This window comes from Clostridium sp. D43t1_170807_H7, from assembly GCF_015555905.1.
In the GTDB taxonomy this organism is placed as follows: domain Bacteria; phylum Bacillota; class Clostridia; order Clostridiales; family Clostridiaceae; genus Clostridium.
Genome location: NZ_JADNLK010000002.1, coordinates 118421 through 135427 on the forward strand (window position 1 = coordinate 118421; position 17007 = coordinate 135427).

The window sequence follows — 17007 nt, forward strand, 5'->3', positions numbered from 1 at the left end:
TCTTTCCTCCTATAAACATAACAAAGAGGCTATATCCAATCATCCGATATACGCCCTCTTCATAAAAATTTTATGCATTTACTGCTTCAATTTTCTCTTTATCTTTTGGTAATACTAAATTTAATATAGTTGCTATAACGAAGGTCATTATTATACCATTTTGTGCAAATATATTACTAACCCAAGTTGGTAATTCTCCTAAAGCCTCTGGAACATTTCCTATTCCAACACCTATACCTATAGCTAATGCAACTATTAAACTATTTCTACCATCTAATTTTTCTCTAAATAATGACTGTAATCCACTTACAAATATCATAGCAAACATTATAACTGCTGCTCCACCAAGTACTGATTGTGGCATTACTGAAAGTATTGCACTTAATTTTGGAAAAAATCCTGCTAAAATTAAGAATACAGCACCTGTCATAATAACAAATTTATTTACAACTTTAGTTACAGCAACAAGTCCAACATTCTGACTAAATGAAGTATTTGGAGCAACTCCAAATATAGCTGCTATAAAGCTTGAAACACCATCTGCAACAACTCCACCTGATAGCTCTTTGTCAGTTGCTTCTCTATCAAGTCCCCCCACTGCTATTGCAGAAATATCTCCAATTGTTTCTACTGTAGTTGCAATATACATTATTGCCATTGAAATAATTGCATCTAATCTAAATTCGAATCCCATAGCAAATGGTCTAGGTAAACTTATCCATGCAGCTTCTTTTACAGCTGTAAAATCAACCATTCCCATTACTATTGATAATATGTATCCAATTATTATTCCTATTAAAATAGCTGATGTTTTTATAAATCCCTTAGTAAAATTTTGTAATATTATTATTACTAAAATTACTACTGTTCCAACTATCAAATGTTTTGGTGAACCAAAATCACCTGAACCAGATCCACCAGCAAAATATTTAATCCCTACTGGAAGTAATGAAAGTCCTATTGAAATAACAACTAAACTTGTTACTATAGGCGGAAATAATTTTCTTAACGGCTTAATGAAGAATCCTAAAACCATCTCTAACAATGCTCCAACTAACGAAGCTCCCATTATTGCTGAATATCCATAAGTTGTACCTATAGCATTTTGAGTTCCTATAAATCCTGAACTTGTCCCCATAACCACAGGCAATCCACTTCCTACTTTAAAGAATGGATATAATTGAATTAATGTTGCAACACCTGCCACAAACATTGAATTTTGAATTAACATTGATTTTGTTTCTAAAGGAATATCTAAAAGTCCGCATACTATAATTAACGGTGATACATTTCCTAAAAACATTGCTAATACATGTTGAATCCCCAATGGAATAGCTTGTTTTAAAGGTACCCTTCCTTCTAACTCATAAATACTTCCAACTTTCATTACATGTCCCCCCTAAAATAATAAACTTCATACGAATAATATTTGTTTTATTTAATTTAATATACGTGTTTTTATATGATGATTTTATCATATATTTCATATTTTGTGAACATTTTTATTTATATTTTTACATATTTTTCGTATTTTTATTATTATAAGCTTCATACCATACAAAAAAACAAAAAGAAAAGGTAAAATTTCTAAAAACTACTTACCCTTTCCTTTTATAATAAATCATTATAATTTACAATATAATTTTCGTATTTACTCTATATATTCAAAAAGAACTTTTATTGTTCCTCCACATGCCATTCCTAATTTTGCAGCTACTGTATTAGATAAATCATAAGTTTCAATATGTGAACTTTTTTCTTTTATTAATTCTATTGCTTTTTCATATACTGCATTTTCTACACTACCTCCACCAATAGTTCCAGTGAATGTTCCATCCTCCATTACAAGCATTTTTGCATCAATACCTCTTGGTGACGATCCTCTCTTATCTAAAATACTAACTAAAACCTTGCCATCTTTATCACAAACAATCTCTTTTAATATTTCTTCATCAATACTTGATACATTATCATTATTCTTTTCTTGAATAATTTGTGCCATAATACTTACTGCTATTTCAGCAGGAGTCTTAGCACCTATATTAATACCAATTGGAGCATTAACCTTATTTATATCCTCTGTATTATATCCCTTCTCCAATAATTGTCTTATAGAATTGGCCACTTTTGCTTTACTCCCTATCATTCCTAAATATCTAAATTCATTTTTTAATATTTTTTCAACACATTCTTGATCGGCTCTATGACCTCGTGTAACAACAACAAAATACGAATTCTTATTAAAATCTATATTTTCTAATGCATTAGTAAAACTGTCACATATTATATTATCAACCGCTGGAAATCTTTCTTTATTTGCAAACTCTTCCCTATCATCTATAACAGTTGTATTAAAATCTAACATTTTAGCCATACTTGCTAATGATAAAGCTATATGTCCCCCTCCACAAATTATAAGGCTAGGTTTTGATATAAGTTGCTCTATACTAATCTCAATATCATCATTTATTTTTACTATTTTCCCAAACTCATTAAAATTAATTTTATCTATAACTGCTTTGTAAAACTCCATATTTTCTTGTTCTTCAATTATTATTTCGTTATCAACTTTTAATATCTTTTTTCCCAGATGCTTGTCCTTTTTATCTTTAACAATAGTTGCTATATAGATATTTTTATTATTATCTAACTCTTCTTTTACCCTTTTATAAAATTCCCTATTCATATTTTCACCTCTTGTAAATTTTGTATATATTTATATTTTATATAAATTTCAATTTATTTCTATAAAAAATAGTATATTGATTTTTTGCTAAATTAACTTCCCATTTCTCTAACTATAAGTAACTTGTTATTTAAATTAGTCATATAATAATATAGCTTATATCAATTATTCACCTTTAAACAAACATATTCATAAATTAAAATGTATGAAACTTTATATATTATTTCAAGGGAGGTTTACTATGAGAGAATTGTCATTATCATATACAGATGCCAACTCTGGCAATAATGCTAGTACTATAGGTTGGATTAATTTTGGTAATATTTTTTTAAATCCTGGTGAAATCTTGACAGGATTGTATGTAAGACTTTTTGATGGGTCTATCTTATCATTTGATTTGAAAAATGATTCTAATACTGATACTGGATTTGCCTTAAGATCTACTTCAGTTCCAGTAACATCAGATAGTAATTTTGGAGTATTGGGTTATACAAATATTTCTGGAAATATTGCACTAATAAAAACACCTTTACCTACTAGTGTAGAAGGTGAAGACTCCGCTTTATTTACATTATCAAATATATCATATTTAAGTTCTTCCGGTACTCCTATCTCTAGGTTTACATTAAATGTTGTAGATTTATATAATTTAAATTCATCTGAGGATCCAAGCGGGGACTTCCAACAATATATTACTAATGGTACACAATGGAATTTAGTAGAACTAATAGGTAGAGGTCCTGCACCAATTATTGATATTACTAACGAAAGCTCAACCCCAATAACAATATCAACCCTTACAAATGGAATAACTCCATTAGCTGTTGAAGATTCCATAAGTGTAGCTGATATCACATATCCTACTGCCGATACTAGAACACCTATTTTATCAACTGAGTCACCTAGCTTTATTCAATCACATTTTATAGCTACTACAACTAATCCAATTCAAGGTTTTGCAATTGGAATATCAACCCCAAATCCTAATGCAATCTGTCGTTCAAGAGGTGTAAATTTATTTAGATAAAATAGAAGTTTCCCCAAAAGTATGTTGGGGAAACTTCTTTTATATTATATATTTTAATTACTATTCTTAATATAATAGTTAAATATTTGTTCTGCCCTATTTCTATCATAATAATTATCTTTCATAGATTTCTCATCATGAATTGATGCACAATATGGAGTTCTCTTACCTTCCTCTATTTCTTGATAGTATTTTATAACTAATTCCTTTGATTTTTTTTCAAATATTTCATTTTGATATTTATTATCTCTAATTTTAAAACAAGTTATATTATTATTTTTCACTTTACACATATTACTCATAATACATTCACTACACTCTATTTTTTGCTTTTGATCTATTACTATGCTTTTTACAAGTGCCATTTTGTAATTTGTAAATTTATTTATTCTAATAGAATAATCTGAATCACATCTCCCAGTTTCCTCATTAAAATATCCCAATATATCTATTACTTCTGGTCTAATACATAAGCAATTTCCTATTAAGGCATCAATCACTCCTACTTCTACCCCATGTTTATTTAACTTCTTAGAATATATAGAATAATATCTAAGTATACTTGGTTTAACAGTAGATGCAGCCCCAATCTCTGGATATTCATTCATAACCTCCATAAACTTTGTTATCCAATCCGATGTCATCATACAAGTATCACTATCTAAATGAAAAAAGAATTGTTCTTTTTTCCTCTTTGACATAACATAATTTATTGCATATGCACACCCCCTATTTAAATTTAATTTCTTCTTTTCTTTAATTCTTTCATCCTTTAATGTTTTTATAAACTCCCATGTGTCATCAGCTGAGTTACTATCTACAATATATAACTCAAAGTCATCTGTTGTTTTTAATAACGCCGTTAAATTTCTAGCCGTTAGACCTGCTCTGTTCCAACAAATAAAACTTACAATAGGTTTATTCACAGAAAAATCCTCCTATAAAACTCATAAAGTATATTTATCTATAATTAATTTATTTTGTAAATATACATTTTATAATATAAAGCAAAAACAGCTAAATCTTAATTTCAGCTGTTTTTTTAAATTTATACTTCTCCTTTATTTTCATTATAAAGTTCCATTAAAACAATTTCTCTATTATTTAGATTCTTTTCCTTTATTATCTTAAATCCTATCTTTTTATATAAATTCATTGCTTTTATATTATCCTTATAAACTTCAAGTATAATCTTATTTAACCCTAATTTATTAAATCCATATTCACATAAAAGTTTAGTTGCTATAAAAGCAATCCCCTTACATCTACTATTTAAATCGCCTATTAAAAGTCTACCAAATTCCGCAGTACTGTTACTATAATCGATATTGTATAATGCTACAGTTCCTACTGGATTATTCTTATAATTTATTATAAACATTTTATCATTTATATTGCTTTTATATTTATCATACCATCTTATCTGATCTTCCCTTGTGATAATTCTATTATCAATAAAAACTCCCAGGGTACTTGCTGAATTTCTCCATAATCGAATTCTTTCAATATCAGTTTTCTTTATAGGATTTAAATTTACATCATTTTTAATTATATAATCATCATGTATATCTTGTGGATTTAGATCTTCTATATCCTTACTCATAATCACCTCTAACACTATCTTTTATAATTATCTAAATATATAAATATTAATTTTCACATTCTATATATAAATAAAATTAATTAGAATTCTCCTCAAAAAATTTAAAATTCTCCTCTGCTGCTTTCATATCATAATAATTATTTTTTAATGACTCCTTATCATGGATTGAAGCACAATAAATTCCCCTTTTTCCAGATTGTATCTCATGTAAATATTTAGTATGCTTATTCATATAACCTTTAGCAAATTCTCTGTGAGCATATCTTTTTTTATATACACCATAACAGGTGCCATCAGTAATTGTACATTTATCCTTTATTAGGCATTCATCACATGTAATCCTTTGTTGCTGATTTATAGCTATTTCTGGTATAATTGCAATTTTAAAAGGTGTATATGTTACTGTTCTAGCACATATATCTAAATCCGCTCCGTATGTTTCTTCATTAAAATATCCTAACAAATCTAAAAGCTTAGGACTAATACACATACAGCACCCTATTGCAAAATTTGTTTTTACAACTTCAAATCCCTCTCTAACTTCTGGTTTGTATGCTACTTTTTTTTCTTGAAAGTAAGTTTTCCTTTCTGCTGCAGCTATTCCTAATTCATCAAATAATTGAAAGCTTCTCATAAACTTTGATATCCAATCTTTACTTTCAATATATACATCACTGTCCATAGTTATAAAATATTGGTCTTTTTTTCTGTTACTAAGAACATAATTTAATGCATATACAAGTCCTCTATTAACATTAAATCTTTTTTTACATACTATTCTTTCATCATTAAGATCTTGTATAAATTTCCACGTATCATCTACAGAGTTGTTATCAATTATATATAACTCAAAATCATCATTAGTGTTTAGTAAAGCAGTCAAATTTCTAGCATTTAATCCCGCATGATTAAATGTAACAAAACTAACTATTGGAACCATATAAACACTTCCCTTAAACTTATATAATATATTCATATTCATATATACCTTTTATGTTCCAATCCTAAACAATATATATAAACATGTTAATACTTGTAAAATATTCATTATTTTAAGTATAATTTCATAATCTATTATGGTAGTTATTATTTTTCACAAATAGGATGGTGAATTTTTATGAAAATCGGGTTTTCTCAAAATTATGATGGCCCTGGTGGTGCCCGTAGTTGGATTAAGTCTTTTAGTAAATATTGCATTAATAATGGGCATACTGTAAGTTATGGATTTGATGATACAGTAGATGTATTTTGCTCTGTAGCTAATCTTTCTACAATTAAACAGCTTAAGTTATTAAAAGAAAAAAATATAAAAATACTTCAAAGATTGGGTGCTATATATCTTCCTTATAATCATCCAAATCCCATACTAATAAAAAATAAAAATACAGAACTTAAAAACATTACTTCTTTTTCTAATACAATAGTGTATCAAAGTCATTTTTCGAAAGAAACTTTATTTAGAAGTATTTACGATGGAGTTGAGCCAGATGGTGACATTATTTATAACTCTGCTGATTCTAATCTATTTAATCCTATAGGACCTAAACTTCCCCGTTCAAAAGACAAAAAAATAATTCTAGCAGCTGCATATTGGGGAACCCCTCATACTGCAACTCAATCATTAAAGCTCCTATGTGATGTAATTAATCATTATGTGTCTAGAGATGATATTGAATTTTGGGTTCTAGGTAGAGCCTTTGAGAACAATCAAAGAACATTATCTAATTTTAACTTTAGAAATGTTTCCAAACTCGATTTATTAAATCCAATATCTCATAGTGAAATGCCTAACTTATTACGTACTGTAGATATGGTACTACATCTTAAGGCTCATGAAGGTTGTTCTAATATGGTAATAGAAACAATGTTGTCTGGTACTCCTCTTGTTGGTATTAATTCAGGAAGTATACCAGAACTTGTTAAAGATAGTGCTCTATTAGCCAAATGTGATAGCACACTTGAACATTTTCCTAAAGTAGATTTGAATGATTTAATATGTAAAATAGATAAAACCCTTGATAATTTAGACTATTATTCAAATAAAGTTTTAAATGAATCTAAAAGTTTTTCTTATGACTTAACTTATAAATTATATTTAGAAAAACTTATAAACTTGAGTATTCAAAGTTAAAAGGAGGTTTAACTTATGAAAGGTTATTTTTTTTTACTTGATAAAAAAAATTCTACAACTACCTTTTCAGATTTGCTCTTTGCTAAATCGCTTATTAAATTAGGATATAATATTGATATAGTTTATAATTTAGATGAGAAGTTATCTATTTTGAATAACTGCGATGCAGATATAATATTTTTTCAAAAAACTATTCAATGTCCTGCTCATACATCAAAATATATTTCTAAATTAAAAAACAAAGTATTTCTATGTCATATAGATGATGATTTTCAAGATATGAAAAGCATTGAACACATTAATACCTTAAAAATTTCAGACTTAATCTTAGTTGGAACAGAATTGCACAAAAAATCACTTCAAAGCTATGTTTCTACTCCTATTGAAACTATTTCTTGTTTATTAGATGATAAAAATTATCCTTATACTTCACCAAGAGAAAACTTAACTCCCGTGCCAATAATAAGTTGGCAACAAAGTTGTGCTGATGCTTACGTAAATGATTTATTATCAATTTCCTCTTCTCTAATTAAATTACATGAAAAATATAATTATACTTTAAATTTATACGGTTGGCATATGGGAATTGATTATCCTGATTTAAGCAAACCAGTAAGAGAAACCTTTCCATGGGCAAATTTAATTCCATATGAACCAATGGAGAAATATTTGATAAATATTGTGCCTAAAATCAGTAAGTCTGATATTTTTATATTACCTTATATCAATATTCCTGACCGTATTGGTAAAAGTGGTTTTTCACTTAAAAGAATTATGCTTTTAGGAATTCCTGTAGTTGCTTCATGCACTGATCATAATAAAAGCATTATTAATGATGGAATAGATGGCTTTTTAGCTTCATCTGAAACTGAATGGTATAATAAAATAGAAGCCCTTATTTTAGATAAAAATTTAAGATTTAACTTTTCTAAATTAGCAAACTTAAAAATGAACACTGACTATAATGAAGATATTATAATAGATAAATTTATTAATAACGTAAAAAAATATTTTAATAAATTTAATAATAAATAGTAAGAATTTTAAATAACTTAACTCTAAAATATTAATCAAAAAATATAACTAGAAAATATATTTCTAGTTATATTTTTTTATGCAATTTTTTCGATAAATTTACAATTTATATAACAAAGATAAATTATTATGAATATTATAATAATGAATATAAGGAGGACCTTTTTATGGATTTATATGAATTATTAAAATTGAAAAAAGAAAAGTTATCAGTCATAGGACTTGGATACGTTGGAATAGGTCTTGCTATTGCCTTTTCTAAAAAATTAGATACTATTGGCTTTGATATAAATAAAAATAAAATAGATAAATATTTAAATGGAATTGACCCTACAAATGAAGTTGGAAGTGATGAGTTAAAAAAAACAACTCTCAAATTTTCTAGTGATCCATCTTCACTTAAAGATGCAAAATTCCATATAATAGCTGTTCCAACGCCTATAAATAAGGATTGTACCCCTGATATTACACCTATTATAAAAGCTTCTGAAACAGTAGGTAGATTTTTAACACCTAATTCAATAGTAGTGTATGAATCTACTGTATATCCAGGATTAACTGAGGAAATATGTATTCCAATTTTAGAAAAAATGTCCGGATTAACTTGTGGAAAAGATTTTAAGGTAGGATATTCTCCTGAACGTATTAATCCTGGCGATAAAGTTCATACCTTACAAAAAACAGTAAAAATAGTTTCTGGAATTGATTCTCAAACCTTAGATATAATAGCTAAAGTATATGAATTAATAATAGAGGCTGGTGTCTATAAAGCTGAAAGTATTAAAATTGCTGAAGCAGCAAAAGTTATTGAAAATTCACAGAGAGATATTAACATTGCTTTTATAAATGAATTATCTTTAATTTTTGATAAAATGAATTTAGATACCTTAGATGTATTAAAAGCCGCATCAACTAAGTGGAATTTTTTAAATTTTTCTCCCGGTCTTGTTGGTGGTCATTGCATTGGTGTTGACCCTTATTATCTAACTTATAAAGCAAAACTGCTTGAATATAATTCACAAGTAATTTTAGCTGGAAGAACTATAAATGACAGTATGGGAAAATATATTGCCGAAAAAACAATAAAATATTTAATAGAAGCTGGTGCCTCAATCAAAAATAGTAATGTAGCTATATTGGGGATTACCTTTAAAGAAAATTGTCCCGATATCCGTAATTCAAAAGTTTTTGATATTATTAAAGAACTTAAAGAATATGGTATTAATATATTAATTACAGATCCAATAGCTTCTAAAGATGATGTACTAAAAGAATACAACTTAAATCTTATTGATATAAAAAATATTAAAAACGTAGATGCTGTAATAATTGCAGTTTCTCACGATTTTTACAAAACCCTATCGTTTGATTTTTTTAATAATATTTTTAATCCTAACACAACTCACGTACTAATTGACGTAAAAGGTATTTTAAATAAAAATAAAGCTAAAGATTTAGGTTATTTATATTGGAGGTTATAAAATGGGATATGAAAATATAAAGTTCCCACCTAACACAAGATTTTTAGTCACAGGCGGAGCAGGTTTCATAGGCTCTAATTTAGTAGAAGCACTTCTAAATAAAAATTGTTTTGTACGAGTCTTAGACAACTTTTCAACTGGTAAGCAAAAAAATATAGAACCATTTTTAAAAAACAAAAACTTTCAATTTATTAAAGGTGATATAAGAGATTTTAATGTATGCAATACTGCTTGTTACAATATAGATTATATTCTTCATGAAGCAGCCCTTGGCTCTGTTCCAAAGTCTATTAAATTTCCACAACTTTACGAAGATGTTAATATAAATGGAACTCTTAATATCTTTGTAGCAGCTCGTGATAATAATGTAAAAAAAGTAGTATATGCTTCATCATCTTCAGTTTATGGTGATAACTACTCACTACCTAAAAAAGAAGATTTTATAGGTATGCCTCTTTCACCATATGCTCTAACTAAAAGAGTTAATGAATTATATTCTTCTCTCTTTAGCTCAATTTATAATTTACAAACTATCGGACTAAGATATTTTAATGTATTTGGTAAAAATCAAGATCCAGATTCCCAATATTCTGCTGTAATCCCTAAATTCATTAAATCATTTCTTAATGGGATTACACCAACAATAAATGGAGATGGACATTATTCACGGGATTTTACCTATGTTGAAAATATAATAGAAGCTAATCTTAAAGCTTGTATTTCAGATGAAAGCTTATCTGGAGAAGTTTTTAATATAGGTTGTGGTGATACTATAACTTTAAATAAACTTTATTCTATATTAGCTTCTTCATTAAACTTTAATTTACCACCTATATATGGACCTACTAGGCCTGGAGATATTCCTCATAGTAATGCTGATATTAGTAAGGCAAAAAAACTTTTAGGTTATTCCCCTAGTTACTCCTTTGAAGATGGTATTAAATTAACTTTAAATTGGTATAAAAAAAATCTCTATATTTAGAGATTTTTTTTAGTTTTATTTACTATATAATATTACTTTTTCACAAATATATTTAACATCATCTTTAGTTAGTCTTAAATGAAGTGGCAATGAAATTATTCTTTCACTCATATATTTTGAATATGGGCAACATCCATTTTCACAAGGATATATATTATACTCTGTATTATCCCTATAATGAACCCCTGGAAAAATTTCATTTTCATTTAATTTAGTAATTAATTCATCTCTATTATTAACTGATATAATATAAAGATGTCTACTACTTTCACATCCCTTTGTAATAGGTACTCTTTCTATTTTCTTTTCACTTTTATCAAAGTATTCATCATACCACATTGCTACTTGTCTACGATATCTATTATCTTCATCTAAATACTTCAATTGAACAAGAGCAATCGCTGCCATAATAGAATTACCATTATATTTATATCCTAAATAATTCACTTCATATTTCCACTTATAATTTCCCTTATCCCTTGTATAAGTATCTTTATCAATACCTAACCAACTAAGCTTCCTTACTAGTTCATCATCTTCCTTTTTCTTAAAACAAATTATTCCTGAATCTGCAGTAGGTAAATTTTTTACTGCTTGAAAAGAATAACATACTGCATCAGCTTCTTTTCCTACTATTTCTCCATCTAATCTTGTACCAGCCATATGTGCTGCATCTAATATAAGCTTTAAATTGTACTTTTCACAAAGTTTTACTATTTCTTTATATCTTCCTACATTTCCGCCTAATCCTACAAACATAATAGCTCTTGTTTTCTCGGTAATTTTTTTCTCAACATCCCTTGGATCTAAACATAGATATTCGTCTACATCAGCAAATACTACCTTCAAGTTTTCATACATAATAGCATGATTAGTTGATACAAATGTTAATGGTGTAGAAATAATTTCATCTCCATCATTCCATTTATTTTGTATTTTAAAAACCTTAACTGCCAAATGAAGAGCTGCTGTATCAGAATTTAGAAAATGAGCATTGTTTAGCCCTGTATATGCTTTCCACTTTTCTTCAAATTCAACTGTTTTATATCCTATCCCTGTCCATCCCTTTTCAAGACATTCTTTAATTTCAGCTAGACATTCATCTATTCTAAAGGTAGGAACAAATAATTGTATTGCCATATCTACTCCTTATTTTTATTCATTCGAAATATTAAATTATAAAATATTACATTTAATATCATTTTATGCTAATATTTTTTATATAGTTCCCAATAATCAAAAAAACTCCGTCCTAAAATATAGGACGAAGTATATCTATAAATAGTTATATATCTTTATTATAAATTTATTTATCTAAAACATATCCATAAGCTCTTACTTTACCATCTTCCTTTTCAAGATAAACACCTTGAATTTCTGGAGCAAACCCTGGGAATTTATTAATTCCCTCTTCTAAAATAGAGAAATACTTTTGAGCTACAGTATTCCATCTCTCACCCGGTACTACACAAAATACTCCTGGTGGATAAGGAAGCGCTCCTTCTAATGCAATTTCTCCAACTATATCACTTAGAGGAACTAACTTAGCATTATTTCTCTTAAGCTCAACATTAGCTTCATTAGGATTCATAACATACTCTGGAAGTGAGTCTCTTCTAAATAGTAACTTTTGATAAGTCTTTGCATCATTTTTCTTATAGAAGTCATGCATTTCTTGGCATAATCTTCTTATTGTATAACCTTTATAGCGTTCTTCATATTTAGCATAAAGCTTAGGTAAAACTTCACTTAATGGAGCATCCTCATTTATAAGATTTTCAAATCTTACTAAGTGATCTACAAGACCTTTCATTTTTGAAGTGCTTTCTGCTGGTGTTAGTAAGAATAATATTGAATTTAAATCACTCTTCTCTGGTACAACTCTATGATCTCTTAAATAATTTGCTAAAATAGTTGCCGGTATACCGAAATCTTCATATTCACCAGTTTCTACATTTATACCTGGAGTTGTTAACATAAATTTATTAGGATCTACAAAATATTGATTTTCTCCATATCCTTCAAATGAATGCCACTTTTCTCCTGGATAGAACTTAAAGAATTCTATATTATTTGCTATTTCTTCTGTAGGATAGTCCTGCCATGGCTTTCCGTTAACTACAGGAGGAATAAATGGTTTTAATAATTCACATCTTTCTAAAACATCTTTTCTTGCTTCAATTCCAACTTTTATACAATCTGCCCAAAGCTTTCTTCCAGCTTCCCCATCTTGCATTCTTGCATTAACATCTAAGGCTGCAAATAAAGGATAAAATGGACTTGTTGATGCATATAGCATATACGCATTGTTAAATCTCTTATGATCTACATAGCGCTTTTGCCCTCTAAGGTGACTATCTTTCTTATGAATTTGAGATGTTTGTGAAAATCCTGCTTGTTGTTTATGTATAGATTGCGTAACTAATATTCCAGGATCCTCAGGTTTTAAATCTAATAATAATGGTGAACAATCTCTCATCATTGGTATAAATTGCTCATATCCAACCCATGCTGAATCAAATAAAATATAATCGCAAAGATGACCTATTTTATCAACTACTTGCCTTGCATTATATATAGTTCCATCATAAGTCCCAAGTTGAATAACAGCTAATCTAAATGGTCTCTTTTCTCTTGCCTTTTTACTATCAACTTTAGATGCCTCACTCCTTAAATAATCTTCATTAAAACAATGAGCATCTATTCCACCGATAAACCCAAATGGATTACGTGAAGTTTCTAAATATACTGGTTTTCCAGCTGATGAAACTAAAGCTGAATTATATATTGATTTATGATTATTTCTATCAAATAAAACTAAATCTCCAGGAGAAACTATAGCATTTATAACTACAGAATTAGATGTACTTGTTCCATTCATTACAAAGTATGTCTTATCTGCATTATATACCTTTGCTGCATAAGCTTGAGCTGACATTGCAGGACCCTCATGTATTAATAAATCTCCTAAATCAACATCTGCATTACATATATCTGATTTAAATATGTTTTCCCCAAAGAATTCATACATAGCTCTTCCTGCTGGATGTTTAACAAAATATTGCCCACCTTGATGGCCTGGACATGCAAACTGTAAATTACCTCTTCTTGAATATTCACTTAAAACATCAAAGAATGGTGGTAACATTTCTTCTTCATATTTATCAGCAGCCTTATTTAACTCTTTGCTAAACTCCTCTTCATTTAATTCATTAATATGTATTATCTTATGTACCTTATTTTTAATTTCATCATTAATCTCATCAGTTTCTGCTAAAACAAATATTGATATTCCAAACCTTGTGTCGTATATATCATTTATACTTTCTATATCACTTTCATTAACTACAGCTGCAGCTACATCAGTATAATCTGTTGTACCAACTTCTATAGTTTCTCTATCTGTAAAAAAGTAGTTTCTAGTTCTTTCGGTACAAGCAATCTTTAATGATTTCATGCCTATTCCCCCAATCTTTTTAGTTTATATATTTATAATTTACATAACTTTAAAAATATATTATAAATATATTTTATTAATTAACATCATAATTATATAGTCAGCATATTTTAAAGTAAATGATATAAGAATAATATAGTAAAAAAAGTTCATATTAATTCTATAAAAACATTACCTTTATAAATAAAAATAGATAGGTGATTTCTTAAACTACTCCTGTAAATTATAAAAGGATAGTTAAAATCATCTATCTATTTTATATTAATTATTCACATATTGTCTTTTTATCTTTTTAGATGTTGTCTTATCAAATTCAGTGTCTCTTATACTAACTTTACTAATTCTTTTGTAGCTTGGTAATTCAGAATTATATACATCAATAATATTTTGAATTTCCTCTTCAATATTTTTAACTTTTCTTTTACTTAAATAATCGTAATCTGGAAATATTTCAGCTTTAATCACATTTTTATCTTCACTAACAACTATTTCTTTTACCATTCTATTAATTGCCAATCCATTTTCAAGTTCTTCAGGAGATACATTTTCGCCGTTAGATAAAATTATAAGATTTTTTCTTCTACCAGTTATATATAGATAATTATCTTCATCTATATACCCCAAATCTCCTGTTTTTAGATATCCATTAACTAATGTTTCTTCTGTCTCCTTAGGCATTTTATAATATCCCATCATAACACTAGGACCTTTAATGCAAATTTCACCATCTACAACTTTAACTTCACAACTGGATATTAATTGTCCTACAGATTCTCTCCTTACTTTTCCTGGTAAATTTGTACTTATTACCGGTGAACACTCTGTCATACCATAACCTTGTATTATATCTATTCCAAATTCCTTAAATCCATCAATATACTTTGGATTTAAATATGCTCCTCCACTATAAATAGTTCTTAAATTTCCTCCTAAGACCTCTTTTGCAACAAGCTTTTTAGGTAATATTGCACTTCCATCTATTAGTTTATTGTATAATCCCTCTATTACCATAGGTACAAGACACATAACTTCTGGCTTAAATAGTTTTAAATTTTTAGAGAATCTTATTACTGAATCATTTATACAAATGCAAAGACCACAGTGTATTCCCTTTAAAATATCCATTGTAAAACAAAAAACATGATTTATAGGTAATACTGTCATAGAAACTGTTCCTGGCTTAAGCTTCATATCAAAAGCAGTTGCATTATCAGTAAGGTTTTTATGATTAAGCATTACACCTTTACTTTTTCCTGTAGTTCCTGACGTAAATAGTATTGTACAAAGCTTTTCATTATCAATATCTACTTCAAAGTTTCCTCTGTTAGCAGCCATTAATTCATTTAATGATAAAGTAAAATCAGTATGAAGTTTTTCTGACATTGAAATTATATACTTTACTTTAGGACACTTTTCTTTAATCACATTAGCTACATCAACACTATTATTATCATATATCAATATTTCAGAATCCGATCTTTCTATAAGCTCACATACATCATTTACTGGCAACTTATCATCTATAGGAACAATTACTCCTCCTGAGTTTACAACTCCAAAATAACTAACAATCCAGGCATAAGAAGTAGATCCTATTATTGCTACATGCTTACCTAACATATTTAAGGATTTTAATCCGTTGCTTACTGTTTCACTATCATTTTTTAAATCGTTATAGCTTCTTGTTTCTACTTGATTTTTACTTATTTTATATTTAAATGCTACACTATCACCATAATTTTCGGCTGCATAATTAATTATGTCTTTCATATTTTTAATATTATTCATAATTATCCTCCCAAGCTACAGATATTATATATTCTTTATCATCTATCTTTATTTTTTCTTGGTTAAAACTAAATCCATTTAAATTACAACTTATATTTTCTTCTCTTTTATTATTACTTAGAATCTTATCATTTATATAAAACTCTATATTTTTCATTCCATAAGATAAGCCAAATCCCTTAACCTTTAATAAAGCTTCTTTTAACGTCCATATTCTAAAAAAATACTCTTCTTTATTATTTAAAGATAGTAATTTTAATAATTCTAATTCTGTTAATGATTTTTTCACTACAAACTTATTAACTTGTTTTATATCTTCAATATCTATACCGACATTTCTTTTACTTATTATGCAAACCACGATATTATTGCAATGACTAATACTAAAATAAAAAGGACTATTTTCTAAATAAGGCTTTCCATTTAAGCCATATTTATATTTCAAGTCCTCTTTCTTAAAATGAAATTTTTCTATTAAGTTTTCTTCTAATAAACTGAATGCAGCATCATGAAGTTCTTTATTCTGCTCAGATTTTGAGATATTTTTATCTATGGAAATTTTTTTATATAAGTACATTTTCTTCAGTAAAATTACTTATATAATCTAATAAATCTGCAATTGAAACAAGTTTAAGTACTTCTTTTTCATCCACTTCTAAATCAAATTCTTCTTCTATTTCACCAATAATACTCATAAGCTCATAAGAATTTAATCCTAAATCTTCAGCTAATCTTGTTTCTAATGTAACTTCCTCCAAGTTTGTATCTATATATTTACTTAATATTTCTTTTATCTTATCAAATACCATAATACCCC

General features: G+C 27.6%; 15 protein-coding genes. 5 read left to right on the top strand and 10 right to left on the bottom strand.

Going from position 1 to position 17007, the window contains the following annotated elements:
- Positions 1–70: 70 nt before the first annotated feature.
- The gene (locus tag I2E98_RS01815) at positions 71–1387 is read right to left on the bottom strand and encodes a nucleobase:cation symporter-2 family protein (RefSeq protein ID WP_195467266.1); all 1317 of its coding nucleotides are present in this window, start codon (positions 1385–1387) and stop codon (positions 71–73) included.
- Between the two features lie 264 nt (positions 1388–1651).
- Positions 1652–2686 carry an XdhC/CoxI family protein gene (locus I2E98_RS01820; protein WP_195467267.1) on the bottom strand — a complete coding sequence of 345 codons (1035 nt, stop codon included), beginning with the start codon at positions 2684–2686 and terminating at the stop codon, positions 1652–1654.
- A gap of 241 nt (positions 2687–2927) precedes the next feature.
- Between I2E98_RS01820 and I2E98_RS01825 the strand changes: the two genes are divergently transcribed.
- Positions 2928–3713 (top strand): hypothetical protein, encoded by a 786-nt coding sequence (locus tag I2E98_RS01825; RefSeq protein ID WP_195467268.1) that lies wholly within the window; start codon positions 2928–2930, stop codon positions 3711–3713.
- Between the two features lie 53 nt (positions 3714–3766).
- Here the strand turns inward: I2E98_RS01825 and I2E98_RS01830 are convergent, their stop codons facing one another.
- From I2E98_RS01830 to I2E98_RS01840, 3 genes are all read right to left on the bottom strand, one after another.
- Entirely contained in the window at positions 3767–4639 is an 873-nt protein-coding gene (locus tag I2E98_RS01830) for a glycosyltransferase family A protein (protein ID WP_195467269.1), read from the bottom strand.
- Between the two features lie 122 nt (positions 4640–4761).
- The gene (locus I2E98_RS01835; protein WP_195467270.1) at positions 4762–5316 is read right to left on the bottom strand and encodes a GNAT family N-acetyltransferase; all 555 of its coding nucleotides are present in this window, start codon (positions 5314–5316) and stop codon (positions 4762–4764) included.
- A 76-nt stretch (positions 5317–5392) separates the two neighbouring features.
- Positions 5393–6256, bottom strand: a complete 864-nt coding sequence (locus I2E98_RS01840) for a glycosyltransferase (RefSeq protein ID WP_195467271.1) — start codon at positions 6254–6256, stop codon at positions 5393–5395.
- A 177-nt stretch (positions 6257–6433) separates the two neighbouring features.
- Here I2E98_RS01840 and I2E98_RS01845 point away from each other — a divergent pair, with 177 nt between their 5' ends.
- From I2E98_RS01845 to I2E98_RS01860, 4 genes are all read left to right on the top strand, one after another.
- Positions 6434–7447 (top strand): glycosyltransferase, encoded by a 1014-nt coding sequence (locus tag I2E98_RS01845; RefSeq protein WP_195467272.1) that lies wholly within the window; start codon positions 6434–6436, stop codon positions 7445–7447.
- Between the two features lie 15 nt (positions 7448–7462).
- Positions 7463–8482 carry a hypothetical protein gene (locus I2E98_RS01850; RefSeq protein WP_195467273.1) on the top strand — a complete coding sequence of 340 codons (1020 nt, stop codon included), beginning with the start codon at positions 7463–7465 and terminating at the stop codon, positions 8480–8482.
- Positions 8483–8649: 167 nt separating this feature from the next.
- Positions 8650–9963: a nucleotide sugar dehydrogenase gene (locus I2E98_RS01855; protein WP_195467274.1), complete on the top strand. Its 1314-nt coding sequence runs from the start codon at positions 8650–8652 to the stop codon at positions 9961–9963.
- Between the two features lies 1 nt (position 9964).
- On the top strand, positions 9965–10945 hold the full coding sequence (locus tag I2E98_RS01860; protein WP_195467275.1) for an SDR family oxidoreductase: 981 nt from the start codon (positions 9965–9967) through the stop codon (positions 10943–10945).
- Between the two features lie 15 nt (positions 10946–10960).
- Here the strand turns inward: I2E98_RS01860 and I2E98_RS01865 are convergent, their stop codons facing one another.
- The 5 genes from I2E98_RS01865 to I2E98_RS01885 all read right to left on the bottom strand — a co-directional run bounded on the left by I2E98_RS01865 (position 10961) and on the right by I2E98_RS01885 (position 16999).
- On the bottom strand, positions 10961–12085 hold the full coding sequence (locus I2E98_RS01865) for a DegT/DnrJ/EryC1/StrS family aminotransferase (RefSeq protein WP_195467276.1): 1125 nt from the start codon (positions 12083–12085) through the stop codon (positions 10961–10963).
- Positions 12086–12251: 166 nt separating this feature from the next.
- Positions 12252–14402: an ornithine decarboxylase gene (speC, locus tag I2E98_RS01870; RefSeq protein ID WP_195467277.1), complete on the bottom strand. Its 2151-nt coding sequence runs from the start codon at positions 14400–14402 to the stop codon at positions 12252–12254.
- Positions 14403–14663: 261 nt separating this feature from the next.
- Positions 14664–16190, bottom strand: a complete 1527-nt coding sequence (locus I2E98_RS01875; protein WP_195467278.1) for an AMP-binding protein — start codon at positions 16188–16190, stop codon at positions 14664–14666.
- A complete protein-coding gene (locus I2E98_RS01880; RefSeq protein ID WP_195467279.1) occupies positions 16183–16767 on the bottom strand; it encodes a 4'-phosphopantetheinyl transferase superfamily protein in 585 nt (194 codons plus the stop codon). The genes I2E98_RS01875 and I2E98_RS01880 overlap by 8 nt, the downstream gene beginning before the upstream one ends.
- Complete coding sequence (locus I2E98_RS01885) at positions 16754–16999, bottom strand: phosphopantetheine-binding protein (RefSeq protein ID WP_195467280.1); 246 nt, start codon at positions 16997–16999, stop codon at positions 16754–16756. Before I2E98_RS01885 ends, I2E98_RS01880 begins: the two co-directional genes overlap by 14 nt.
- Positions 17000–17007: the final 8 nt, after the last annotated feature.